The organism is Faunimonas sp. B44 (assembly GCF_052655945.1).
In genome coordinates, this window is record NZ_JBQYEX010000003.1 from 32056 (window position 1) to 55485 (window position 23430).

The 23430-nt window shown below is 68.7% G+C and carries 21 protein-coding genes; 17 read left to right on the forward strand and 4 right to left on the reverse strand.

Annotated elements, in window-relative coordinates:
* Nucleotides 1-18: 18 nt before the first annotated feature.
* On the reverse strand, nt 19-1059 hold the full coding sequence (locus ACUN0C_RS06260; RefSeq protein ID WP_445465966.1) for an NAD(P)-dependent oxidoreductase: 1041 nt from the start codon (nt 1057-1059) through the stop codon (nt 19-21).
* Nucleotides 966-1283 (reverse strand): NIPSNAP family protein, encoded by a 318-nt coding sequence (locus ACUN0C_RS06265; RefSeq protein ID WP_445465967.1) that lies wholly within the window; start codon nt 1281-1283, stop codon nt 966-968. The genes ACUN0C_RS06260 and ACUN0C_RS06265 overlap by 94 nt, the downstream gene beginning before the upstream one ends.
* 166 nt (nt 1284-1449) lie before the next feature.
* Between ACUN0C_RS06265 and ACUN0C_RS06270 the strand changes: the two genes are divergently transcribed.
* From ACUN0C_RS06270 to ACUN0C_RS06305, 8 genes are all read left to right on the forward strand, one after another.
* On the forward strand, nt 1450-2904 hold the full coding sequence (locus ACUN0C_RS06270; protein WP_445465478.1) for an aldehyde dehydrogenase family protein: 1455 nt from the start codon (nt 1450-1452) through the stop codon (nt 2902-2904).
* Nucleotides 2905-3306: 402 nt separating this feature from the next.
* Nucleotides 3307-4533, forward strand: coding sequence for an alpha/beta hydrolase family protein (locus ACUN0C_RS06275; protein WP_445465479.1), 1227 nt, complete (start codon nt 3307-3309; stop codon nt 4531-4533).
* Nucleotides 4534-4603: 70 nt separating this feature from the next.
* On the forward strand, nt 4604-5587 hold the full coding sequence (locus tag ACUN0C_RS06280; RefSeq protein ID WP_445465480.1) for a Bug family tripartite tricarboxylate transporter substrate binding protein: 984 nt from the start codon (nt 4604-4606) through the stop codon (nt 5585-5587).
* A 135-nt stretch (nt 5588-5722) separates the two neighbouring features.
* A complete protein-coding gene (locus tag ACUN0C_RS06285; protein WP_445465481.1) occupies nt 5723-6184 on the forward strand; it encodes a tripartite tricarboxylate transporter TctB family protein in 462 nt (153 codons plus the stop codon).
* Nucleotides 6172-7677 carry a tripartite tricarboxylate transporter permease gene (locus ACUN0C_RS06290; protein WP_445465482.1) on the forward strand — a complete coding sequence of 502 codons (1506 nt, stop codon included), beginning with the start codon at nt 6172-6174 and terminating at the stop codon, nt 7675-7677. Before ACUN0C_RS06285 ends, ACUN0C_RS06290 begins: the two co-directional genes overlap by 13 nt.
* 12 nt (nt 7678-7689) lie before the next feature.
* Nucleotides 7690-8676: an aldo/keto reductase gene (locus ACUN0C_RS06295; RefSeq protein ID WP_445465483.1), complete on the forward strand. Its 987-nt coding sequence runs from the start codon at nt 7690-7692 to the stop codon at nt 8674-8676.
* A gap of 13 nt (nt 8677-8689) precedes the next feature.
* Nucleotides 8690-9439: a sulfite exporter TauE/SafE family protein gene (locus ACUN0C_RS06300; RefSeq protein WP_445465484.1), complete on the forward strand. Its 750-nt coding sequence runs from the start codon at nt 8690-8692 to the stop codon at nt 9437-9439.
* A 116-nt stretch (nt 9440-9555) separates the two neighbouring features.
* The gene (locus ACUN0C_RS06305) at nt 9556-10854 is read left to right on the forward strand and encodes an amidase (protein WP_445465485.1); all 1299 of its coding nucleotides are present in this window, start codon (nt 9556-9558) and stop codon (nt 10852-10854) included.
* Here the strand turns inward: ACUN0C_RS06305 and ACUN0C_RS06310 are convergent.
* Complete coding sequence (locus tag ACUN0C_RS06310; RefSeq protein ID WP_445465486.1) at nt 10847-11788, reverse strand: LysR family transcriptional regulator; 942 nt, start codon at nt 11786-11788, stop codon at nt 10847-10849. The two genes, ACUN0C_RS06305 and ACUN0C_RS06310, sit on opposite strands and share 8 nt — an antisense overlap.
* A 131-nt stretch (nt 11789-11919) precedes the next feature.
* Here ACUN0C_RS06310 and ACUN0C_RS06315 point away from each other — a divergent pair, with 131 nt between their 5' ends.
* The 4 genes from ACUN0C_RS06315 to ACUN0C_RS06330 all read left to right on the forward strand — a co-directional run bounded on the left by ACUN0C_RS06315 (nt 11920) and on the right by ACUN0C_RS06330 (nt 17366).
* The gene (locus ACUN0C_RS06315; RefSeq protein ID WP_445465487.1) at nt 11920-12780 is read left to right on the forward strand and encodes a fumarylacetoacetate hydrolase family protein; all 861 of its coding nucleotides are present in this window, start codon (nt 11920-11922) and stop codon (nt 12778-12780) included.
* Nucleotides 12781-12845: 65 nt separating this feature from the next.
* On the forward strand, nt 12846-14021 hold the full coding sequence (locus ACUN0C_RS06320) for an alpha/beta hydrolase family protein (RefSeq protein WP_445465488.1): 1176 nt from the start codon (nt 12846-12848) through the stop codon (nt 14019-14021).
* 31 nt (nt 14022-14052) lie between these two features.
* Complete coding sequence (locus ACUN0C_RS06325; protein ID WP_445465489.1) at nt 14053-16191, forward strand: molybdopterin cofactor-binding domain-containing protein; 2139 nt, start codon at nt 14053-14055, stop codon at nt 16189-16191.
* Nucleotides 16191-17366 (forward strand): alpha/beta hydrolase, encoded by a 1176-nt coding sequence (locus tag ACUN0C_RS06330; RefSeq protein ID WP_445465490.1) that lies wholly within the window; start codon nt 16191-16193, stop codon nt 17364-17366. Before ACUN0C_RS06325 ends, ACUN0C_RS06330 begins: the two co-directional genes overlap by 1 nt.
* A 59-nt stretch (nt 17367-17425) precedes the next feature.
* On the opposite strand, the gene ACUN0C_RS06335 is transcribed toward ACUN0C_RS06330, so the two are convergent.
* Nucleotides 17426-18310 carry an amidohydrolase family protein gene (locus tag ACUN0C_RS06335; protein ID WP_445465491.1) on the reverse strand — a complete coding sequence of 295 codons (885 nt, stop codon included), beginning with the start codon at nt 18308-18310 and terminating at the stop codon, nt 17426-17428.
* A gap of 150 nt (nt 18311-18460) precedes the next feature.
* Between ACUN0C_RS06335 and ACUN0C_RS06340 the strand changes: the two genes are divergently transcribed.
* The 5 genes from ACUN0C_RS06340 to ACUN0C_RS06360 all read left to right on the forward strand — a co-directional run bounded on the left by ACUN0C_RS06340 (nt 18461) and on the right by ACUN0C_RS06360 (nt 23394).
* Entirely contained in the window at nt 18461-19453 is a 993-nt protein-coding gene (locus tag ACUN0C_RS06340; protein WP_445465492.1) for a Bug family tripartite tricarboxylate transporter substrate binding protein, read from the forward strand.
* A gap of 19 nt (nt 19454-19472) precedes the next feature.
* On the forward strand, nt 19473-19925 hold the full coding sequence (locus ACUN0C_RS06345; RefSeq protein ID WP_445465493.1) for a tripartite tricarboxylate transporter TctB family protein: 453 nt from the start codon (nt 19473-19475) through the stop codon (nt 19923-19925).
* A gap of 18 nt (nt 19926-19943) precedes the next feature.
* The gene (locus tag ACUN0C_RS06350) at nt 19944-21449 is read left to right on the forward strand and encodes a tripartite tricarboxylate transporter permease (RefSeq protein ID WP_445465494.1); all 1506 of its coding nucleotides are present in this window, start codon (nt 19944-19946) and stop codon (nt 21447-21449) included.
* Between the two features lie 68 nt (nt 21450-21517).
* Nucleotides 21518-22687 (forward strand): alpha/beta hydrolase family protein, encoded by a 1170-nt coding sequence (locus ACUN0C_RS06355; RefSeq protein WP_445465495.1) that lies wholly within the window; start codon nt 21518-21520, stop codon nt 22685-22687.
* 272 nt (nt 22688-22959) lie between these two features.
* On the forward strand, nt 22960-23394 hold the full coding sequence (locus ACUN0C_RS06360) for an NUDIX hydrolase (protein ID WP_445465496.1): 435 nt from the start codon (nt 22960-22962) through the stop codon (nt 23392-23394).
* Nucleotides 23395-23430: the final 36 nt, after the last annotated feature.

The following is a 23430-nucleotide window of genomic DNA, read 5'->3' on the forward strand; positions in this document are numbered from 1 at the left end:
GCGGTGCCCTGCGCCCGCTCAGGAGGCGGCGCGCGTCGGGGCGCCGCCGGAGGGCTCCGACCAGAGCTCGGCGATGCTCGACATGTCGCTCCCGTCGTGCCCGAGGTCGGAGACCCGCTGGTAGACCTCCTCGGCGGCCGCGAGCACGGGAAGCGACGAACCGGTCCGCTCCGCAAGGCCGCCCGCGATATCGAGATGCGCGCAGACATTCGCGATGGAGACGCGTGGCGACGAATATTCGCGCGCGATGATGCGCGGGCCGAAGGATTCGAGCGCCTTGCTCGCCGCCCCCGACATCAGCGCCTCCTGCAGCGCGTTGGCATCGAGCCCGAGCCGTTCGCCGAGCATCAGCATCTCGCCGACGAGCGCGACCGTGGCGTAGCTCAGCGTGTTCGTCATCGTCTTGGTGGCGTGGCCGGAGCCGAGCGGGCCCATCATGTGGAAGGTGTCGCCCATCGCCGAAAGGCACGGCTTCACGCGCTCGATGTCGTTCTCCTCGCCGCCGACGAAGAAGGCGAGCTTGCCCTGCTTGGCGCCCGCCACGCCGCGCGTCACCGGCGCGTCGACCATGCCGATGCCGCGGGCGCGGAGCCGCTCGCCGATCCGGGCGGTGCTGGCGGGGTCGCTGGTCGAGCAGTCGACCACGACCGCGCCCGGCCGGACCGCCTCCTCGAGCCCGCGGGCGCCGAGCGCGACCGCCTCGACCTCGCGCGATGACGGCAGCATCAGGATGACGACGTCGCTTTCCCGCACGGCTTCGGCGAGGCTTGCCGCCACGCCCGCCCCCAGCGCGCGCAGGCGCTCGACCGGCTCCGGCCGGCGGTGGCCGACGATCGTGACGGCAAAGCCCTTGGCGAGCAGGTTGGCGACCATGGGCTCGCCCATGGCGCCGAGGCCGATGAATGCTATCCGTTCCATGTCATCCTCTTGGCTGCGGCGAGCGCGCTTGTCCGACCGGCGGCCGCCTAGCGCTCCACGGGCGCGAAGCGGGCGGGGATGAGCAGCTTGTTCTCCTGGCTGACCAGGAACGGCTTCAGCTTCGGCCGGAACGCCTGCCAGCGCGGATCGGCGACCAGCGCCGCCCGGCGCTCCGCCCGCTCCTGGAGGTCTCGATAAGCCCAGAGATGCACGATCTGGTTCTGCGGGCCGAACTCGGTCGAGTAATAGCCGACCGGCTTGCCGAGATGCTCCGTCTGCACCGCGAAGCCTTCCTCCTCCACCAGCGACAGGAAGCCCCCCGCCGACATCGGCTGCAGCGTATAGATCCGTTCCTCGACGACCATCGTGTCTCCTTCCCTGCGGGCGATCCCGTGACTGCGCCTCAGCCGCCGTCTCATTTCGACGGATAAGCGCAATTCCCATTTCTCGTGCACTAGAGTATCGTGAACCGGGATTGTCAATGAGCCGCGGCGCTTCAGACGAGCGCGGCGCGCGGACTGGGGTGAACGCATGAGTGTCAGGGCAATGGAGGTCGCGACGACGACCCGGATCGTGCGCGTGCCGATGCTGATCGGCGGGGAATGGCGCTACGGCGCGACGGAGTATGAGGTCCGCGACCCCTATCGCGGCGAAGCCGTCTCGCTCGTTCCGGAATCGACCGCCGAGGATCTCGACGCGGCCATCGCGGCCGCCGTTGCCGCCAAGGACGCGGCCGCCGCCACGCCGGGCTACGAGCGCGCGGCCCTGCTCGACCGCGTCGGCCGGCTCCTCGCCGAACGCGCCGACACGATCGCCGAGATCATGACCCGGGAGACGGGCAAGGCGCTGAAGGATTCGCGGGCCGAAATCGCCCGCTCGCGCGACACGATCAGGCTTTCGGCCGAGGAAGCCGTCCGCATCCAGGGCGAGCACGTGCCCCTCGATGCGACCGCCATGGGCGCCGGCAAGCTTGCCATGCTGCTGCGTTTCCCCGTTGGGGTGGTCGCCGGCATCACGCCCTTCAACGCGCCCTTCAACCTCGCCGCCCACAAGGTCGCGCCCGCGCTCGCAGCCGGCAACACGATCGTCCTGAAGCCGCCTCCGCAGGCGGCCTTGGTGGTCCACAAGCTGGTCGAGCTCTTCGTCGATGCCGGCGTGCCTGCGGGCTTCCTGAACGTCGTCTACGGCAACACGGTCGGGCCGCTTCTCGTGCGCGATCCGCGCGTGGATTTCGTCACCTTCACCGGCTCGACCAGGGTCGGTGCGGAGATCAAGGCGGCCTCTGGCCTTCGCCGCGTCGCGCTCGAGCTCGGCGGCACGGGGCAGACGATCGTGCACGCGGACGCCGACATCGAGGAGGCCGCCCCGGTCTGCGCGCGCAACGCCATGCGCCTCGCCGGCCAGAGCTGCGCCTCCGTCCAGAACATCTACGCCCATGAGAGCCTCTATGACCGCTTCGTCGAGCGCGTCGCGGAGGAAGTGCGCAAGCTCAGGATCGGCGACCCGCTCGATCCCGACACCGATGTCGGCACCCTCATCGACGAAGCCGCCGCCCGGCGTGTCGAATCCTGGGTGAAGGAAGCGGTCGAGCGTGGCGCGAAACTGCTTGCGGGCGGCGGCCGCCACGGCGCGCAGATCGAGCCGACGCTCCTCGTCGACGTCGACCCGACCATGCAGGTGGTCTGCAACGAGGTGTTCGGGCCGGTGGCCTCCATCCAGCGCTACAGCGATCTCGACGCCATGTTCCGGCTCGTCAGCGATGCGCCCCTCGGCCTGCAATGCGGCATCTACACGAAGTCGCTCGAGGTGGCGATTCGCGCCGCGCGGCGGATCCGGAGCGGCGCCGTCATCATCAACGGGACCTCGACCTGGCGCACCGACCAACTGCCCTATGGCGGCGTGAAGAACAGCGGCATCGGCCGCGAGGGGCCCCATTACGCCATCCGCGAGATGACGGAAGAGCGGCTCGTCGTTTTCAACCTGTGACGGGCAATCGGTCGTGGCGACTGCGCTTTCCAGGTTCCCGTCCAGGCCCGGCGACCCGGCCGGCGGGATGGCCCCGCACCCTCATCGCACGAGGCGTAGGGTGGATCGCCTTGCATCAGCGCCCTTTATCCACCCCGGCTTTAAACTGTTTCACGGGATTGCGGGGTGCATCGCCTCCGCGCCCTGCCTCACACTGACCGCACTGAAGGACAGCAACATCAGAGCGGTCGAGAGTGGTTTCCGGCTCCGCCTGGGGCGCCCGGCACTGACCGAAAGTTGTTCTCGCCGGAAGACTTCAATCTCCAGCAGGTCTTCGGCCGAGAACTCTCCCGTGACCGCCGTCCCCAGCCGATGGCGGACCGACGACTTCATGGTGCGCTGGCTGCACCGGGGGAGTGGATGGTGAAGCCGAGAGAAGAGCCGCCGATCGGCGAATGGATCGCCCACTTCCCGGGTCACGCCTCGTGGTCGAATGCGACGCTGATCTGCAAGGGCATGGCGCCCTACGGTGCGGTCGCTCTTGCTGAGATCGACCGCATCGGCACCCGCCTGCGCGGCCGCGAAGGCGACGCTTCCGCCTGGCGCGAGGAATGGTGCGGGATGGCGGCGCATGTCGAGCGCATGGGCGACGCCGCCGCGGCCGCCGGCCACGACCTCACCGCCGGTCACTATTATCTGCGGGCCGGGAACTACTACTACACCGGCGAGCGCATGGTGCCGCCCGGCGACGACAAGCACGCCATCTATCTGAAGGCGCTTGCCTGCTACCGCGCTGGCCTGACCCGCCGCTACCCCGAGATCGAGGTGGTCGACGTGCCGATGCCCGACGGCGCGAGCCTCCCCGCCTATTTCATGAAGGCGCCGGGCGTTCCGAGCCGTGCTCCGACGGTGGTCGTCTTCGACGGCCTCGACAATTGCAAGGAGATGAGCGTCCTCTTCGCCGGCTTGGAATTCGCCCGCCACGGCTTCCACACGCTCGCCGTCGACGGGCCCGGCCAGGGTGAAGCCGTCCGGCTCCGCGGCCTCAAGTACCGGCACGATTACGAGGTCCCCGGAACGGCGGCCTTCGATTACGTGGCCGGCCGCGCGGACGTGGACCCCGCCCGCGTCGCCGTGATGGGCTACAGCTTCGGAGGGTATTGCGCACCGCGCGCGGCCAGCATCGAACAGCGCTATTCCGCCTGCGTCGCCTTCGGCGCGACCTACTGGGACATGACGGAATGGCTCGCCAACAAGTACCGGATCGCCGATGACGCCAGCCGCGCGACGACGAGCGACTTCCAGATCCAGTGGGTTCTCGGGACGAGCAGCCGCGAGGAATCCTTCGCCAAGATGGCCCGCTTCTCGCTGGACGGCGTGGTGCAGAAGATGACCTGCCCGTTCCTTGTCGTGCATGGCGAGAACGACCCGCTCGTGCCGCTCGATTCCGTTAAGCGCCTGCACGACGAGGCCGGCTCGCCCGACAAGACGCTGAAGATCTTCACGTCGGAAGAAGGCGGCTCGCAGCACTGCCAGGTCGACGACCGGCAGGCAGGCATCGATTTCATCGCGGACTGGCTGGGGGATCGCTGGTCCGCGCGCGCGGGCATCCGCGGCGGTTCCCGGCGCCTGGCGCTGGCGCTCGACTGAAGAGCCGGGAACGGGGCGGCCGGCCGGGGGAGGCCGGCGCCGATCGATTGAAGAAAGGGAGGATCGAAGAATGAGAACTTTTGTGAGGTTCGGCCTCGGCGCGCTGGCGGCGATCACGGCCTGTGGTGCCGCGTTCGCGCAGGGCGGTGCGGAGAACTTTCCGAACAAGCCGATCACGCTCGTCGTGGCGTTCTCGCCCGGCGGATCCACCGACAACCTCGCCCGGGTGATCGTCGACGATCTCGGCCATGCGCTCGGCCAGCCCGTCGTGGTGGAGAACCGGCCTGGCGCGGGCGGCTACGTGGCGTGGCGCTCGATCGAATCGGCGGAGCCCGACGGCTACACCGTCCTCCTCGCCGAGAACGCGGTCGCGCTCGGCAAGGCGTTGCGGCCCGACGAGCCGCTCGACCCGCGCAAGGCGTTCGACCCGGTCGCCAAGGTCGGAACGGCCCCGATGGCGCTCATCATCCACTCCAAGCTCGAGCCGGCCACCTTCCAGGATTTCGTCGAATACGCGAAGACCAAGCAGGGCGGCGTCAACTTCAGCTCCTCCGGCGTCGGCAGCGTCTCGCACATGACCTTCGAAGCGCTCGCCACCAATCTCGGCATCGAGCCGCAGCACATCCCCTATCGCGGCGGGGGCGAGGCGAATGCCGCCGTGGTCGGCGGCCATGTCGACGCCATGATGCAGAGCATCGGCAGCGCGCGGAAGCTCGCGGAGGAAGGCGGCGCCAAGGTACTCGCGGTGACGTCGAGGGAGCGGAACCCGACGATGCCGGACGTCCCCTCGCTCGAGGAACTCGGCGTGTCCTCGGATGTCGAGCTGCGCTTCTGGTGGGGCCTCTTCGTCCCGGCCGGAACTCCCGAGCCGGTGAAGGCCAAGCTCGCGGGCGCGGTCGAGGAAATCCTGAAGAAGCCGGAGGTCCAGGAGCGGCTCGCCCGGATCGAGGTCGCCCCGGAATTCGGGGCGGCCGAGGAGATGGGATCGACGCTCGACAGCGAGATCACGAACTGGTCCGCCTTCGTGGAGCAGCGCGGCATCAAGGCGGAATGAGCCGCGGCAGGTGCCGCGTGCGACGCTTGGCGGATTGCCGCGGACACTCGCCCTGATCCTTCACGCGCGGGCCCGAGCGGTCGACGCTCGGGCCCGAAATGCTTGAACAGACCTGAACCGAGCGGGCGGAATCCAATGATCGAATCGAGGCGGAGGCGGGACCTGATCGGCGGGCTCGTCTTCTGCGCCGTTGGACTGTTCTTCGTCGCCGGCGCCTTCGGGATGAATTGGGGCACGGCCCAGCGCATGGGTCCGGGTTACCTGCCGCTCGTGCTCGGCATCCTCTTGATTGGGCTGTCCCTGGTGTCGCTGTTCCAGGCCGGTCCGCCGGAGGTGACGGAGGAGACGATCGCCTGGCGCCCGCTGATCGCCTGTGCGGCGGCGATCGTCGCCTTCGGGCTCGGGCTGCGCTGGCTGGGCTTCATCCCGGCCGTCGTCCTCGCCGTTGTCCTCGCTTCGCTCGGCGACAGGACCGCCCGGCCGGTGGTCACGATCGCGCTCGCCGTCTTCCTCGCGGTGTCCGCATGGGCGATCTTCCGCCTGGGCCTCAATCTGCCGATGCCGGCCTTCCGGGGGCTCCTGCAATGGACGCCCTGATCCTCGGCTTCAGTGTCGCGCTGTCGCTCGACAATCTCGCCTACTGCTTTCTCGGCGTTCTGCTCGGCACGGCGATCGGCGTCCTGCCCGGCATCGGCGCGCTCGCCGCCGTCTCCATGCTCCTGCCCGTCACCTTCTATCTCAGCCCGACCACGGCGCTGATCCTGCTTGCAGGCGTCTATTACGGCGCCGAATACGGCGGCTCGACCGCCTCGATCCTGCTCCGCCTGCCCGGCACGCCGGCGAGCGCGGTCACCTGCCTCGACGGCTACCCGATGGCGAAGCAGGGCAAGGCCGGCATCGCGCTCTTCATGACGAGCATCGCCTCCTTCATCGGCGGCTCGATCGGGATCGTCGTCATGATGGTGCTGACGCCGCTCATCATGACGATGGCGCTCGCCTTCGGCCCGGCGGAGTATTTCGCCATCATCCTGTTCGGGCTGATCGCCGCCGGCACCGTCGCCCAGGGCTCGCCGATCAAGGGCCTGATCATGATCGTGTTCGGGCTCCTCATCGGCTGCATCGGCACGGACCTCAACACCGGCGTGGTGCGCTACGATCTCGGCTTCTACGAGCTGCAGGACGGCATCAACATGGTCGTCCTCGCGATGGGCCTCTTCGGCGTGTCGGAGGTGATCGCCTCCATCAACCGGCCGGGAGGCGAAATCGTACAGAAGCGGATCGCGCTCCGCTCCATGCTGCCCTCGCGCGAGGAATGGCGGCTTTCCGTGCCAGCGATCCTACGCGGCAGCGCGATCGGCTCGCTGTTCGGGCCGCTGCCCGGGACCGGGCCTTCGCTCGCCTCCTTCATGAGCTACGTGCTGGAGAAGCGCGTCGCGCGCGATCCGAGCCGCTTCGGAAAGGGCGCGATCGAAGGCATCGCCTCGCCGGAGGCATCCAACAACGCCGCCGTCCAGACTGCGTTCATACCGACGCTCGCGCTCGGCATTCCGGGCACCGCGACGATGGCGATCATGCTCGGCGCGCTGATGGTGCACGGCATCCAGCCGGGGCCGCGCCTGGTCACGCAGAACCAGGAGCTGTTCTGGGGCGTCATCGCCAGCTTCTGGATCGGGAACCTGCTGCTCCTCGTCCTCAACATTCCGCTGATCGGGATCTGGGTGAGCATCCTCAGGATCCCCTACAAGCTCCTCTACCCAGCAATCCTCATCCTCATCTGCATCGGCGTGTTCAGCGTCAACAACAACTACTTCGACATCTGGATGGTGCTGATCATCGGGCTCGTCGGCTACGGCCTGCGCCTCCTCGATTTCGAGCCCGCCCCGCTCCTGATCGGCTACATCCTGGGGCCGCTCCTTGAGGAGAACCTCCGGCGCGGATTGCTCCTCTTCCGCGGCGACTACATGGGCTTCCTGCAGCGGCCGATCAGCGGCACGCTGCTCGTGCTGGCCCTGCTGCTGATCCTCTACGTGATCTGGTCGCGCTACAGGGCGGCGCGGCGGTCGGCCGCTCTGGCTGATCAGGCAGGGTAAGGACCGACACGGATGCAAGCGCGGCGCCTCGGCGCACACGGCCCCGAGGTCGCGTCGATCGGGCTCGGCTGTCTCGGCCTCACCTCCGGCTACGGCAGCCCCGACCCGGAGGAATCGCGCGCCACCGTCAACCTCGCCCTCGAGCGCGGCGTCACCTTGCTCGACACGTCCGACGCCTACGGCAGCGGCCGCAACGAGAGCTTCCTCGGCGCGGTGCTAGGCGCGCGCCGCGCCGGGCTCGTGCTCGCAACCAAGTTCGGCAACATGCGCGGCCCGGACGGCAGACCCGCCGGCGTGAACGGCCGGCCCGACTACGTGCCGATCGCCTGCGACGCGAGCCTGCGCCGGCTGAAGGTCGAGACGATCGACCTCTATTACCTGCACAGGGTCGACCCGGCCGTGCCGATCGAGGAGACGGTCGGCGCGATGACGCGGCTGGTGGAGGCCGGCAAGGTCCGCTTCCTCGGCCTCTGCGAGGCGGGTCCCGGCACGATCCGGCGCGCCCATGCCGTCCATCCGATCAGCGCCCTCCAGATGGAATACTCCCTCTGGTCGCGCGACGCGGAGGCGGAGATCCTGCCGCTGCTCGACGAGCTCGGCATCGGGCTCGTCGCCTACAGCCCGCTCGGGCGCGGGTTTCTCTCCGGCGCGTTGAAGAGCCTCGAAGGACTTCCCTCGCACGACCTCCGACGCATTCACCCGCGCTTCCAGGGCGACAATTTCGCCCGGAACGGACGCCTGCTCGACCCGCTCCGCCAGGTCGCGGAACGTCACGGCTGCACGCCCGCGCAGGTCGCGCTCGCCTGGCTCCTCGGTCGGCCGGAGGGGATCGTCCCCATCCCGGGTACCCACCGCAGCGCACATATGGAGGAGAACATCGCCAGCGCGGCGGTCCGTCTCGACGATGCCGACCTCGCGATTCTCGGGAGTGCGTTCGCGCCGGGGGCCGCCGCAGGCCTGCGCTACCCTCCCGATCTTCTGCGCCAGCTCGGCATCTGAACGGGCCGGCGGCGTGGACTGGTCCTTCTATGCCGTGGCGATCCCGGCTGTGATCATCCTCGGGGTCGGCAAGGGCGGCTTCGCCGGGATCGGCATGGTGGCACTGCCCCTGATGGCACTCGCCATGCCGCCGCTCAAGGCCGCTTCCATTATGCTGCCGATCCTCGTCGTCCAGGACCTCGTCGGGGCCTGGGCGTACCGGCGGACATGGGACCGGCGCAATCTGGCCATTCTCGTCCCCGGTGCTGCCGCCGGCGTCCTCTGCGGCTATCTGCTGGCCGCGAAGCTCCCGACCGGCGTGGTGGAGGCGACGCTCGGGCTGATTTCCATCCTCTTCGGAGGGCAGCAGATGGCGCTTGCGCTCGGTTCGCGGCGACAGCGCGCGCGCCGGGCCACCACCCTTCTCGGGCTCGCCTGCGGCGCCGGGTCGGGCTTCACGAGCATGATCGCCCATGCCGGCGCGCCGCCGTTCCAGCTCTACACGATCCCGCAGCGGCTCCCGCGCGACGTCTTCGTCGGCACGAGCGTGATCTTCTTCACCGTCGTCAACTGGATGAAGACCGGCCCGTACATCCTGCTCGGCGAGATCAACCGGGAGAACCTCCTCCTCTCGCTCGGCCTGATGCCGCTCGCCATCGCATCGGCATGGCTCGGCGTCTTCCTCGTGCGCCGCACCGGCGGGCGGGTCTTCTACATGATCATCTTCGGCCTGATGATCCTCGTCGGCGTCCGACTGCTCGTCCGCGGCCTCTCCAGCCTCTAGGGCCGCCCCGGAAGCGGATTGGCAGCGTGCGCTTGAAAGTGATTCAACGGAGTGCCGCTTGGGTTGGTCCCTCGCTCTCGCGACCATGGCGGAAATGCACGTGAGGAGGTGCTGCGATGAACGTCGTGCAGAAGGAGACCGGGCTGAACCGCCTCACCGCGTCCGAGACGGCGCGCGCGATCGCCGCCGGACGGACCACAAGCGAGGCCGTCGTCCGGTCCTGCCTCGAGCGGATCGGAGAGCGCGAGGGCGCCGTGGCGGCTTGGGCGCACGTCGACGCCGACGCGGCGATCGCCGCCGCGCGCGCCTTCGACAGGAGCGGCAAGGGCGGCCCGCTCGGCGGCGTGCCGTTCGGCGTCAAGGACATCATCGACACCGCCGATCTGCCCACCGAATGGGGCACACCGATCCATCGCGGCCGTCAGGCCGGGCGGGACGCGGCCTGCGTCGCCCTCAGCCGGAAGGCGGGCGGCATCCTATTCGGGAAGACGGTGACGACGGAGTTCGCGAACCTCCATGTCGGCCCGACCCGCAACCCGCGCGACCTGGAGCGCACGCCGGGCGGATCGTCGAGCGGCTCGGCCGCCGCCGTCGCCGACGACATGGTCCCGATCGCGATCGGGACGCAGACGACGGGGTCGACCGTCCGGCCCTCCTCCTTCTGCGGCATCTTCGGCTATCGCCCGACCTACGGCGAGCACCGTCTGCACGGCGTGATGGAGGCGTCCGGCTCGCTCGACACGCTCGGAATCTGCGCCCGCTCGCTGGAGGATGTCGCGCTCTACCGCGACGTGCTGCTCGGGGTTCCGCCCGAGCTGATCGCCATGCTCGACCGGCCGCCGCGGATCGGCTTCTGCCGCACCCACATCTGGCCGCAGGTCGATGCCGCCGTGCAGCGCGCCGTCGAGGATGCGGTCGGGCGGCTCGCCCGCGCCGGCGCCGAGGTGCGGGAGATTGAGATGCCGGCGGATTTCGAGGCGCTCACCGACGCCCATCGCTGGATCTCCAGCTTCGAGTTCGTGCGCAATCTCACCTTTGAGATCGAGACCCGCTTCGAGGAGATCAGCGACACGTTGCGCGGCGGACGGATCGCCGACGGGTTCTCGTGCACGCTCGAACGCTACGTCGCGTGCCTGAAGCTCGCCGAGAATTGCCGGGCCCGGATGGCCACGGTCTGGGACGAGGTCGACGTGCTCGTCGGGGCGGCGGCGACCGGCGAGGCGCCGGTCGGTTGGGATGCTTTCGCCGGCGCCGATCTCTACAAGATGTGGACGGTGCTCCACGTCCCGGCGCTCACCATGCCGCTCCTTGAGGGCGGGAACGGGCGGCCCGTCGGCCTGCACCTGGTCGGCGCCCGGCACGAGGACCGGGCGCTCTTCGCTCATGCCGACTGGGTGTGGCGCACGCTCAGCTGACGGGTGCCACCTCGCGGAGCCGAGCCGGCTGGAAATCCGGGTGCTTGCGGAGCTCGCGGTAGAGGAAGTCGGCAAGGACCCGCGTCTTCAGCGGGATCTTCGTCCTCTTCAGCATGTAGAGAAAGAAGTGGTAGGGCGGCGCCGTGTAGCCCATGAGGAGCGGCGTGAGCTTGCCGGCGGCGACGTTCGGCGCGACGTAGAAGCTCGCGAGTTGGCCGATCCCGATGCCAGAAAGCACCGCCTGCCGCTGGGTGTCGCTGTCGTTCGTGGTCAGGCAGCCCTCGAGGTCGAGCGTCACGAGGCTGTCCCCGCTCCTGAAGGTCCAGGGCATGATCTTGCCGGTTCGCGGGTGCCGCAGGGCCACGCAGCGGTGCTGCTTGATGTCCTCGAGCGTCGACGGTGTCCCGAAGCGATAGAGATAGTCGGGCGCCGCGCAGAGCACGAGCTCCACCGAGGCCAGCCGACGGGCGATAATAGAGCCTTTCGGCATCGGCCCGCTGCCCACCCCGAGATCGACGCCCTGCTCCACCACGTCCGGGTTCTGGTTCTGGATGATGAGTTCGATGGAGACGCGCGGGTAGAGGTCGAAGAACGGCGCGAGGATGGGCATGATGTAGCCGCGGCTGATCACGTAGGGCATCGCCAGCCGGACCGTCCCGACCGCCTCGCTCGTCGTCTCGCGCAGCGCCCGGATGCCGTCGTCGATCGCGTCGATCCCGCTCTTGCAGTGCTCGAAGAAGCTCGAGCCCTCTTCCGTCAGGTTGATCTTGCGGGTGGTGCGGTGGAAGAGTCGGACCTGCACCCAGTCCTCGAGCTGCTTGATCTGTCCGCTGACCGCCTGTGGCGTCATGCCGAGCTCGAGCGCGGCCTTGCTGAAGCTTCCGGTTTCAGCGCAGCGGACGAAGGTTCCGATCGCTCGGAGCGGCGGGCGCATGATTATCAGCCTCAGTTTTAAAGTGATTCAATGCCCCAGAGGCTACCGGCTGCCAAGGGGGCGAGTGAAGGTTCCGCGAACGAATGGCGGTCGTCCGTCACCGGACCCGTTCGATCATCAGCGAGAGCTTCATGCGTTTTGTGACCTTCGAAGAAGCGGGCAGTGCAAGGGTCGGCATCGTTGTCGGCGACAAGGTCGTCCCGCTTGCCGACGTTGCCCCCGATGCGCCGTCCACGCTGAGGGCCGTGATCGCCGCCGGCGCCGACGAGGGATGGCAGGCGAAGGCGGAGCGCGCTGCGGAAACGAGCGGTCGCCCGCTCGCCGACCTCAAGCTCCTCGTGCCCGTGCCCGATCCGGGCAAGATCATGTGCATCGGCCTCAACTATCACGACCACGCGGAGGAGACCGGCCAGGCCGTGCCGACCTACCCGCCGGTCTTCATGCGCTGCACCACGTCGCTCGCCAACCCGGGCGAAGCGATGGTCGTGCCGAAATGCTCCGAGCAGCTCGATTACGAGGCGGAGCTCACCATCGTGATCGGCAAGAGGTGCCGCCACGTCTCCGAGGCCGAGGCGCTCGACTACGTGTTCGGCTACACGATGATGAACGAGGGTTCGGTCCGCGACTACCAGAAGAAGTCGACGCAGTGGACCGGCGCCAAGAACTTTGACAGGACCGGGCCGGTCGGCCCCTGGATCACCACCGCCGACGAGGTGCCGCCCGGCGCCTCCGGGCTGCGCATCCGCACGCTGGTGAATGGCGCGGTCATGCAGGACGCCGACACGGCGGGCATGATCTTCAACGTCGCGCAGATCGTCTCCACCCTTTCCGAGATCATGACGCTGGAGCCGGGCGACCTGATCCCGACCGGCACGCCGGCGGGCGTCGGCATGGGCCGCAGGCCGCAGGTCTGGCTGAAGCCCGGTGACGAGGTGACGGTCGAGGTGGAAGGGGTCGGCGCCCTGACCAATCCGGTCGTGGCGGAGGCCTGAACGACGAAACGCCAAGCGCCCGCGTGAATCCGGGCTGGCGCCGAGCAACGGGAGAGCCGTGAGCAATGGAAGCGACCGACAAGTGCGGCACCTGGGCGGAGCACTTCCCCGGCAATCTGCGCTGGAGCAACGCCATGCAGATCGTCAAGGGCATGACGCCTTACGGCGCGGTGGCGATGGAGGAAATCGACCGCGTCGGGCGCCGGCTGAAGGCGCGCCAGGACGAGCCCGACCTCGACACAGCCTGGCGCGAGGAATGGTCGGCGATGGCCGACCGCATCGCCGCCGTCGCCGACAAGGCCGCCGCCGAGGGCCGGGACATAACCGCCGGCAACCATTACATGCGCGCCGGCAACTACTATTACAGCGCCGAGCGCTTCATGGTGCCGGGTGACGACAAGATCGCCATGTATCGCAACGCGCTGCGCTGCTACCACGGCGCGCTGAAGCGGCTCCACCCGAACATCGAGTTCGTCGACGTCCCCTACGAGGGCACCGCCCTTCCCGCCTATTTCGTCAGGGCCTCGAAGGACGGCAAGCCTGCGCCCACCGTCGTGCTCTTCGACGGCATGGACAATTGCAAGGAGATGAGCGTCGTCTTCGCCGGGCTCGACTTTGCCAAGCGCGGCATCAACACGCTGGCGATCGACGGTCCCGGCCAGGCAGAGGCGCTCCGCCTGCGCAATATCGCCAGCCGCCCGGATTACGAGGTGGCCGGAGCGGCGGCCTACGACTACGTGGCCTCGCGCCCGGACGTCGACCCGAGCCGCGTGGCGGTGATGGGCTACAGCTTCGGCGGCTATCACGCCCCGCGCATCGTCGGCAACGACAAGCGCTACGCGGCCGGCGTCGCCTTCGGCGCGATGCACTGGGACATGCATGCCTGGCAGTCCGACATCAAGGCGAAGCTCGCGGCCGATCCGAAGACGAGCTTCTCCTCGGACTTCCAGTTCCGCTGGGTGGTCGGCTCGCCCGACAACAAGGCCGCGCTGGAGCGGGCGAAGCTCTTCACGCTCGAAGGGATCGCCCAGCAGATCGACTGCCCGTTCCTGATCCTGCACGGCGAGAACGACCGCATCGTGCCGCTCGAATCCGCCCGGATCCTCTACGACAAGATCGGCTCGAACCGGAAGCACCTGAAGATCTTCACGGCGGAGGAAGGCGGCACCGAGCACTGCCAGGTCGACCACCGTCAGATCGGCATCGACTATATCGGCGACTGGCTGCTGGAGAACATCTAGCCGAGGCCGGCCGCGCCCGGGACGAGGACACTTGACCGCGAACGTCCTGCCGAAGAGCCTTCTCGACAATCCTCGCCTGTCCACCTGGATCGGCTTCGAGGAGCCCGGGCGCGTGCGCCTCTCCACCGGCAAGGTGGAGCTCGGCCAGGGCATCCTGACGACGCTTTCCCAGATCGCCGCCGAGGAGCTCGACGTCGCCGTCGACTGCATCGCGATCCGGTCCGGGACGACGGAATCCGGCCCTGCCGAGGACTTCACCTCGGGCAGCAACTCGACCACCGTTTCGGGCGGCGCGATCCGCCTCGCAGCGGCCGAGATCCGCAGCCTCTTCCTCGTGCGAGCCGCCGAGATGCTGGCCTGCGATCCGGCGGAGCTCTCCGTCGAGGACGGGTCCTTTCGGCGCGGCGCGAGCGATACCGGGCACGACTATTGGTCGCTGGCAGGGGCGGTCGACCTCGACCGCGACGCGAGCGGCAACGCGCCCGCGAAGCGCCCGGCCGACTACCGGGTGGTCGGACGGAGCGTGCCCCGCGCCGACCTTTACGAGCGCGTCGCCGGAACGCCCTTCGTGCACGATCTCGCGCCGCCGGACATGCTGCACGCGCGTGTGCTGCACCGCCCGTGGAGCGGCGCGGTTCTCGCCGGCCTCGACGAACAGGCGGTGCGGAAGGCCGCCGCCGCTCCGATCGAGATCGTCCGGGACGGCGATTTCGCCGCGTTTCTTTCCGCCGACCGGACGGCTGCGGTCGCCGCCTGGCAAGCCGCCAGGCTGAAAGCTGTCTGGACCGGCGGCACCCCGCCGCCCGACGAGGCCGACACGGCCGATTGGCTTGTGAGCCGCCCGAGCCGAGACCGCGAAGTGACGTTTCGCAGCGATCCCGGCGCGGCTGCGACAGCGCCCGATCTCGAGGCGCGGTTTGCGCGCGGCTACGTCACCCACGGCTCCATCGCGCCGTCCTGCGCGCTCGCGGCGTTCAGCGGCGAGATCCTCACCGTCCACAGCCATACCCAGGGTCCCTTCGTCCTGAGGACCTGGCTCGCCCGCACGCTGGGACTGGAAGCGGACCGGGTCCGCGTCTTCCACACGCCGGGCGCCGGCTGCTACGGCCACAATTCGGCCGACGATGCCGCTTTCGAGGCGGCGTTCCTGGCATTGCGCCACCCGGGCCGGCCCGTCCGGGTCGAATGGACGCGCGAGGACGAGTTCGCCGCTGCACCCGTCGGCCCGGCCTCGGTCGTCAGGATCGCCGCCGCACTCGACGGACGCAGCCGCCCGGCGGCCTGGGCGATCGAGCTCTGGAGCCCCATCCACGGCCGCCGGCCGGGCATGAACGGCCGCGCGAACGTCGTCGCCGCCGACGCGCTCGGGCTGACCGAGCCCGAGCCGGAGGAGCTCGAGGACGTGCCGGACGCGATCGGCGGCGGCGCGACGCGCAACGCCGAGGCCTGTTACGACCTGCCCCGCCAGACCATGACCCACCACCGCCTGGCCGGCATCCCTCTCCGCACCTCGACCATCCGTGGCCTCGGCTCGCACCTCAACACCTTCGCCATCGAAAGCATGATGGACGAGCTCGCCGGCCGCGCCGGCGAGAACCCGCTCGGCTACCGCATGGCCCTCGCTTCGGACCCGCGGGCGCGCCGCGTCATGGAAGAGGCGGCGGCGATGGCGGACTGGCACCGTAGGCCCGCCGGCGGCGACGGCACGGGCTTCGGCCTCGGCTGCGGCCGCTACAAGAACCGCGCCGCCTACATGGCCGCAATCGCGAAGGTCGTCGTCGATGAGGAGGTGCGGGTCGAGACGGTCTGGGCCGCCGTCGATGCCGGCCTCGTCGTCAACCCCGACGGCGCCGCGAGCCAGGTCGAAGGCGGCATCGTGCAGGCGGCGAGCTGGACGCTGAAGGAACAGCTCCGTTTCCGCGACGGCCGGTCCGCCGCCGAGGCCTGGGACGACTACCCGATCCTCCGCTTCTCCGAGGTGCCCGAGATCGAGATCCGCTTCGTCGGCTCGGCCGACGAGCCGACGCTCGGGATCGGCGAGGCTTCCGTCGGGCCGACGGCGGCCGCGATCGGGAACGCAGTCGCGCACGCGCTCGGTGCGCGCATTCGCGAGATGCCGCTCACGCGCGAGCGGATCATGGCCGCACTGCTCGGCGAGGAGGCAAGCTGATGTCAGGCAACCGCTGGGTCGAGCATTTCCCCGGCAACCTGAAATGGTCGAACGCCACGCTGGTGACGAAGGGCATGGCGCCCTACGGCGTGGTCGCGCTCAACGACATCGAACGCATCTGTCAGCGCCTCGAGCCGCGCCAGGACGACCACGACGCCTGGCACGAGGAATGGTCGGCGATGGCCGCCGAGGTCGAGGCGAGGGCTGAAGAGGCCGCCGCCAGGGGGCGGAGCATGTCGGCGGGCGACGACTACATGCGGGCCGGCTACTACTATTACACGGCCGAGCGGATGGTTCATCCGGGCGCACTGAAGACCGAGATCTACCGGAAGTCGTTGCGCTGTCACAAGGAGGGTCTGCGCCGGTCCTTTCCCGAGATCGAGCCGGTCGAGGTGCCGTACGAGGGCACCACGCTCCCCGCCTATTTCCTGCCGGCGAAAGGCGCCTCCGGCCCGGCCCCGACCGTCGTCGTGTTCGACGGCCTCGACAATTGCAAGGAGATGAGCGTCATCTTCGCCGGGCTCGAATTCTCCCGGCGCGGCTTCAACACGCTCGCGATCGACGGGCCGGGCCAGGGCGAGACGCTGCGGCTGCGCGGCATTCCGAGCCGCCACGATTACGAGGTGCCGGCGACCGCCGCCTACGAGTACGTCGCCGCCAGGCCGGAGGTCGATCCAGCGCTCGTCACCATCCTCGGCTACAGCTTCGGCGGGTACGCGGCGCCACGCGCCGCGGCCTTCGAGAAGCGCTACGCCGGCTGCGTCGCCTTCGGCGCGATGTTCTGGGACCTCAAGGCCTGGCTCGTCCGCATCGAGATCGAGATGCGCAACCACCAGGCTGCGACCTCGCACTTCCAGGTGCCCTGGGTGCTCGGCATCCCCGATCTCGACATGGGCAAGGCGATCGAGCGCATGGAGGCGTTCAGCCTGGACGGCGTGGTCGAACGGCTCGAATGCCCGTTCCTCGTGGTCCACGGCGAGAACGACCGGCTGATCCCGCCCGAGGAGGCCAGGATCCTATACGAGCGTGCCGGCTCGGACGTGAAGACGCTCAAGATCTTCACGGAGGCGGAGGGGGCGGCCGAACACTGCCAGGTCGACGACCGCCGCGCCGGCGTGAACTACATCGCCGACTGGATCGCGGAGAACGTTGTGTCGCGGGGCCGGGGCCGATGACGCGGCGTCTGCCCGCCGGCGGCGCGCTGCCGCGCGCGAGCGGTGCAGCGCTTGCGCGCTCAGGCGAAGCCGTAGAGCCGCGCCGGGTTGTCGACGAGGATGCGGCGGCGGGTCTCCGCGTCGGGAACCCATTCGGCCAGCAGGTTGAGGAGCGCGCCGTCGTTCGGCATCTCCCGCCAGTGGAGGACATGGGGCCAGTCGGACCCCCAGATCACCCGGTCCGGCGCGGCTTCCACGACGGCGCGCGCGAACGGCGCGACGTCGCCATAGGGCAGCCGTTCCTCCGCGGAGATCCGGTAAGGCGCGGTGAGCTTCACCCAGAAGAAGCCGTCGCGGAGCATGCCCAGGAAGCGCTGGTAGCCGGGATGGTGCAGCCCGGCGCGTGTCGGCGTGTACCCGATATGCCCGACCGAGACCGGCACCGGCATCGCCTTCACCAGGTTCTCGAGCTCCGGCGCCTGCTCGACATGGACGAGCAGTTCCACGTGCCAGCCGAGATCCTTGATCCGCTCCGCCATCATGATGAGTTCGGAGAGCGAGGCGAACGGCATGCCGCCGGGATCGATCAGGTTGACCCGGAGGCCGCGAGCGCCCTGACGGTGCATCGCTTCGAGCTCGCTCTGCAGCACGCCCTCGCCGACGGAGACGACGGCCCTCAGCCGGTCGGGGTGCTGAGCGGCGGCGTCGAGAATGCCGCGATTGTCGGTGCCGTGCGCGCTCGCCTGAACGAGCACGAGTCGCTCTATCCCGAGCGCATCGTGCATGGCGAGGAGGTCGGCGAGCGGCGTCGCCGCCGGCGTGTAGCCCCGTTTCGCCTGGAGCGGATAGCGCTCGAACGGCTCGAAGATGTGGGCGTGGCAGTCGCAGGCTCCGGCCGGGACCGCGAAACCAGGGGCGGCCGGCTCCGGGTCGGGACACGGGCAGACCGGCAATGTGTCGGGCATGATGTCTCCTGCACCTGGCGCCGGCTTTCCGCACCGCCACCGCAATCGTTTGCTACCATCGCACACGGGATCGAGCAACGGAGTTGACACCAAGCTCAATGAAGGCAATGCGTTAAGCTGTGGCAGAAAAGTTCAAAAAGGGAGGAAACAGTGAATACCACATTCAAGTCGTCCGCGCGGGCATTGCTCGCCGCGGTAGGTATCGTCTCCGTATCCTCGCTCGGGGCGATTGCGCAGGAAGCGCGCGCGCCGAACGGGCCGATCGAAATTACCGTCCCGTCCAGCGCAGGAAGCACGCCCGACGTACTGATGCGCCGGGCAGCCAAGATCTGGAACGAGGAGAAGATCATCGAGCAGCCGGTCGTCGTGGTGAACCGGCCCGGCGGCGCCTGGATGGTGGGCATGAACTATGTCCTCGAGCGCCCCGGCGACGAGAACAATGTGCTCGCCTTCGCAGAACCGACGATCTCGACACCGATCGCGCAGGGCCTCGAGCCGGTCTACGACAAGCTCACGACGCTCGGCATCTTCGTCCAGACGCAGCTCGTGGTAGTGGCGCAGCCCGATCACCCGGCCAACAGCCTCGCCGAGCTGGTGGCGATCGCGAAGGACAAGCCGCGCGAGGTGAAGGTCTCGGGGGCGAACGCCGCCTCGACCGACGCCCAGGTCATGGCGCTCATCGAGAAGGCCGCCGACGTCGACCTCACCTACATCCCGCATGACGGCGGCGGCGCGGCGCAGGCCACATTCCTCGGCGGCAACACCGACCTCATCACCCTCACCATCGACGAGGCCCTGCCGCTCATCGAGTCCAACAAGGGCAAGGCGCTGGCGATCCTCAACGAGGAGCGGCGGCCGGAGGACAAGCTGAAGGACATCCCGACCGCGAAGGAGCAGGGCATCGACGTGGTGTGGGGCCAGGTCTTTGGCCTCTCCGGCGCGCCGCAGCTCGACCCGGCGGTCGTGAAGTGGTGGGACGAGAAGATCGCCGCGCTCGTGGAATCCGACGCCTGGAAGACCGCGCTCGCCGACAACTTCCTGGGCGGCAAGTCCTATCCGAGCGCGGAGGCGACCGCCTTCGTCGCCGAGATGCACAGGGGCCGCCAGGAAATCCTGCGGGCGATCGGCGTCGCGAAGAACTGACGGCGAGAGGGCGGCCGGCATGAAGCGGCTCGACTATGCGGTGGCGGCAGCGATGCTGCTGCTGGCCGCCCTGGTGCTCTACGGCACCCGCGGCCTGCCCATCTGGGATGAGTACGCGCCCGGCTCGCGGCTGATGCCGGTGCTGGTCGCGGGGGCGAGCGTGCTGCTCGCCCTCATGCTCGTCGTTGCCACCTGGCGGCAGGCGAACGACCAAGCGGTCGACTGGCCCGAGCGTGCCGGTGCGGCCCGGGTCCTGGCGACGATGGCGGGGCTCGCTGGAATCATCGTCCTGACGCCCTGGCTCGGCCTGATACCGGCCGCAGCCTTGTTCGTGCTCTTCCAGCTTGTCGCGATCCTGCGGCAGCCGCTCGTGCCGAGCGTCGTGACGACCGCCGTGGTCGGCCTGCTGCTCCACTCCGTCTTCACGCTCTGGCTCGACCTTCGCCTGCCGAAGGGCGTGGTCGGCTTCTAGCCCCCGGGACCGCATCGCATGGAAGTGCTGCACCTTCTCGCGCAGGGTTTCGCCGCGACGCTCACGCTGGAAGGCTTCACGGCCATCGCCATCGGCGTGGTCATCGGCCAGGTGATCGGCGCCCTGCCCGGCATCGGCCCCGCCGCCGGCATGGCGCTGCTCCTGCCGGTCACCTTCGGGATGGACCCGATCCCGGCCGTGATGATGCTGATGGGCATCCTCTACGGCAGCATGTACGGCGGCACGCTGACGTCTGTGCTGATCAACGTCCCTGGTGAATCGTCGAGCATCATGACTGCGGTCGACGGCTATCAGCTCGCCCGCCAGGGCAAGGCCGGCAAGGCGCTCTCGATCGCCGCCATCGGCTCGTTCATCGCCGGAATCGCCGGCACGATCGCGCTCGCCTTCGCCGCCGCCGCGCTGAGCGCGATCGCGCTCAGGTTCAACGCGCCCGAATTCTTCCTGCTCGCCCTGCTCGGGATTTCGGCCACCGCGAGCCTTGGCACCGGTTCCCCGATCAAGGCGCTCATCATGGGTGTCTTCGGGATCGCGCTGGCGCTGGTCGGCACCGACCCCCTGCTCGGCTCGGCGCGCCTCACCTTCGGCAGAACCAGCCTGCTGGAAGGCTTCGATTTCCTGCCCGTCGCGATCGGGGTGTTCGGCATCGCCGAGGTGCTGGTCTCGATCGAGCGCACGGTCCACGCCACCCCGACGGCGACCCGCCTCCGCGACATGTGGATCACGGGACGCGAATGGGCGGAGTGCCGGATGGCGATCCTGCGCGGCAGCCTCATCGGCTTCTTCGTCGGCATGACGCCGGGGGCCGGCGCGACCATCTCCTCCTTCCTCGCCTATGTCGCGGAACGGCGCTTCAGCAAGGAGCCGGAACGGTTCGGCAAAGGCGCGCTCGACGCGGTCGCGGCGACCGAATCGGCGAACAACAGCTCGGTCACGGGAGCGCTTGCCCCGATGCTGGCGCTCGGCATCCCGGGCTCGTCCGGCACGGCCGTCCTGCTCGCCGCCCTCACCCTTCAGGGCATCCGGCCGGGGCCGATGCTGATGCAGCAGGAGCCGCTGCTCGTCTGGAGCCTGATCGCCAGCATGTTCATCGGCAATCTGATCCTGCTCGTGCTCAACCTGCCGCTCGCGCCGCTCTTCGCCGCGCTGCTGCGCGTTCCTTACGCCTATCTCGCTCCCGGCATCCTCGCGATCTCGATGGTGGGCGCCTACTCCGCGACCATGGGCTTCTACTCGGCGATCCTGGCGCTGGTGTTCGGGGTCATCGGCTACGTCATGATCAAGGCCGACCTGCCGCGCGCGCCGCTCGTGCTCGCCGTCGTGCTCGCGCCCCTCATGGAGACCTCGCTGCGGCAGTCGCTCATGCTGTCGCTCGGCGACCCGATGATCTTCCTGCAGCGGCCGGTCTCCGCCGGCCTCGTCGTCGTCGTCGTGTTCGCCCTGCTCTGGCCCATCATCGCGGCCTTCCTTCGCCGGCGGCGGAGCCTGAAGGAGGCGATGCCGTGATCGGCGGAACCGCCAACCTTCCGGCCTGACCGCCCGGCCGTCCCATTCCACCAGCAATCGGAGAGATCATGCCTGTCGAACGCGGACCCTGGATCGATACCTTTCCCGGCAACTTCCTGTGGTCGAACGCCACCCTCATCATGAAGGGCATGGCACCTTACGGCGTCGTGTCGCTGGAGGAGATGGACCGCGCCTGCGAGCGGCTGCGGCCGCGCCAGGGCGACCAGACCGCGTGGTGGGAGGAATGGGGCGCGCTCGCCCGCGACGTCGAGGCGCTCGCCGAGAAGGCGGTCGCCGAAGGCAACAGCCGGACCGCGGGTAACTACTATTACCGCGCCGCACATTACCACTACAACGCCGAGCGCTTCGTGCCGCCCGGCGACGAGAAGCGCGAGATGAGCCGGACCGCCTATCGCTGCTATCACGAGGGCATCAGGCGGCGCTATCCCGAGATCGAGTTCGTCGAAGTGCCCTACGAGGGCACCACTCTGCCCGCGCTGTTCCTGCGCGCCGAACGCGCCGACGGCCCGGCGCCGACGGTCGTGATCGTGAACGGCATGGACAATTCCAAGGAGATGAGCATCATCTTCGCCGGCCTCGAATTCGCGAAGCGCGGCTTCAACACGCTCGCGCTCGACGGCCCCGGACAGGGCGAGACGCTGCGCCTGCGCGGCATCCACAGCCGCTACGATTACGAGGCTCCGGGCGCTGCAGCCTACGATTACCTCTCCGGCAGGTCGGACGTCGACCCGGCCCGCATCGCCATCATGGGCTACAGCTTCGGCGGCTATTATTCGTCCCGGATCGCAGCGTTCGAACCGCGCTACGCGGCCTGCATCGCGCTCAGCGCGCTGCATTGGGACCTCGCGGCCTGGCAGCTCCGAATCAAGCAGAAGACGGAGAGCGATCCCAAGGCGATCGGCCAGTCCAACTTCCAGTTCCAATGGGTTGTGAACGCGAAGACGGCGGACGAGGCGATCGAGATCGCCCGCAAGTTCTCGCTGAAGGACGTGGCGCACCAGATCGCCTGCCCGTTCCTCGTCACGCATGGTGGCAACGACAGGATCGTGCCGACCGAGAATGCCCCGAAGCTCTACGAAGCGGTCGGCTCGAAGGACAAGACCATCAAGATCTTCTCCATCGAGGAAGGCGGCGCCGAGCACGCCCACGTCGACAACCGCCAGGTCGGCATCGACTTCGCGGCCGACTGGCTCGCCTCGAAGCTCTTGAACCGCTGAGGGGAACACTCGTCCTCCGCAGCCGCGGAAGCCTGGTGAGGTTTCCGCGGCCGTTTGCCATCGCGTCCTCTCTGCGAGACACGGCTGGACTATAATCCGTCGCGTCTTCCTTCCCTCAACGGCTCGACCGTGTCCGCTCGACTTGCGGACGTCCCTTTACGGTCCGGTTTTTCTTGCCTCAACCGCTGCCGGGCTGGGAGCGCCCGTTTGCATTTCGGAAGTTTACACCTACATTGTATTTTCCATTTCGAATCAGAGCCTTGCCCGCCGCGATGACCAAGCAGAGAAGACGCAAGCAGTTCGCAGCCCTGCCGTACCGGCCGATCGAGGACGGCGGGATCGAGATCCTGCTCGTGACGTCGCGCGACACGGGGCGCTGGGTTCTGCCGAAGGGCTGGCCGATGAAGAAGCACGCCCCGCACGTCGCAGCGGCGATCGAGGCCTTCGAGGAGGCCGGCGCCATCGGCAAGCCATCCAAGCAGGCGATCGGCAGCTACGAGTACCAGAAGCAGACCGCGACGGACACGGTCCCCTGCCGGGTCACCGTCTATCCCTTGCGCGTCGAACGGCTCGAGGAGACCTGGCCCGAACAGGACGAGCGCCGACGGGTCTGGTTTCAACCGGAAGATGCAGCGGAGCAGGTGCAGGAACCCGACTTGCGCGCGCTTCTCCAGAACGTCGAGGAGACGTTCGCGGCCCGCGCCTGACCGAAGCCCCCGGGCCTTAGAGCGGCACGCAGTCGC